At 58.3% G+C, this 1,357-nt stretch carries 2 protein-coding genes; both read left to right on the top strand.

The annotated features are described in order from the left end of the window. The first annotated feature begins 45 nt into the window (after positions 1-45). Positions 46-861 (top strand): sulfonamide-resistant dihydropteroate synthase Sul2, encoded by an 816-nt coding sequence (gene sul2 / locus NGM62_RS21855; protein WP_001043260.1) that lies wholly within the window; start codon positions 46-48, stop codon positions 859-861. A gap of 86 nt (positions 862-947) precedes the next feature. Continuing rightward, entirely contained in the window at positions 948-1,250 is a 303-nt protein-coding gene (locus NGM62_RS21850; RefSeq protein WP_000251875.1) for a phosphoglucosamine mutase, read from the top strand. The last annotated feature ends 107 nt before the right edge of the window (positions 1,251-1,357 follow it).

Below are 1,357 nucleotides of genomic sequence, written 5' to 3'. Positions count from 1 at the left end.
TTGCTGTAAATCAGAAATTTGTCCCATTTTTTAACGGAGTGTTGCATGAATAAATCGCTCATCATTTTCGGCATCGTCAACATAACCTCGGACAGTTTCTCCGATGGAGGCCGGTATCTGGCGCCAGACGCAGCCATTGCGCAGGCGCGTAAGCTGATGGCCGAGGGGGCAGATGTGATCGACCTCGGTCCGGCATCCAGCAATCCCGACGCCGCGCCTGTTTCGTCCGACACAGAAATCGCGCGTATCGCGCCGGTGCTGGACGCGCTCAAGGCAGATGGCATTCCCGTCTCGCTCGACAGTTATCAACCCGCGACGCAAGCCTATGCCTTGTCGCGTGGTGTGGCCTATCTCAATGATATTCGCGGTTTTCCAGACGCTGCGTTCTATCCGCAATTGGCGAAATCATCTGCCAAACTCGTCGTTATGCATTCGGTGCAAGACGGGCAGGCAGATCGGCGCGAGGCACCCGCTGGCGACATCATGGATCACATTGCGGCGTTCTTTGACGCGCGCATCGCGGCGCTGACGGGTGCCGGTATCAAACGCAACCGCCTTGTCCTTGATCCCGGCATGGGGTTTTTTCTGGGGGCTGCTCCCGAAACCTCGCTCTCGGTGCTGGCGCGGTTCGATGAATTGCGGCTGCGCTTCGATTTGCCGGTGCTTCTGTCTGTTTCGCGCAAATCCTTTCTGCGCGCGCTCACAGGCCGTGGTCCGGGGGATGTCGGGGCCGCGACACTCGCTGCAGAGCTTGCCGCCGCCGCAGGTGGAGCTGACTTCATCCGCACACACGAGCCGCGCCCCTTGCGCGACGGGCTGGCGGTATTGGCGGCGCTGAAAGAAACCGCAAGAATTCGTTAACTGCACATTCGGGATATTTCTCTATATTCGCGGTTCAGCAGGCATGTCCCCTTTGAGGGCGACCCGACGACAGGATAATCGACCTTATGGTGCGCAAATATTTCGGCACAGACGGTATTCGTGGCAAAGCCAACGAAGGCGCGATGACGGCGGAAACCGCCTTGCGCGTCGGCATGGCGGCTGGCCGTGTCTTTCGTCGCGGTGACCACCGCCATCGTGTCGTGATCGGCAAGGATACGCGCCTGTCGGGCTATATGCTTGAACCCGCGCTCACAGCCGGTTTCACCTCGATGGGCATGGACGTATTCCTTTTTGGCCCGCTGCCGACAACGTATAGGAAGAATAAACGCCCTTTTCACCCAAGTCCAACAGCTTTGGACCGCAGTTGACTCTGGGCTTCGGTACCAGGGCGGCCAGCCTTGCAATGAAATCCAATGGTTCGAAAATGACGTGCCTGGCAATTTTCCAGTCCGGTGAACTGTTTTGCGTCGCGGTA

This window comes from Parapedobacter soli (genome assembly GCF_025460835.1).
Classification (GTDB): Bacteria; Bacteroidota; Bacteroidia; order Sphingobacteriales; family Sphingobacteriaceae; genus Parapedobacter; species Parapedobacter soli.
This window is presented reverse-complemented; position numbering and strand designations above follow the sequence as displayed.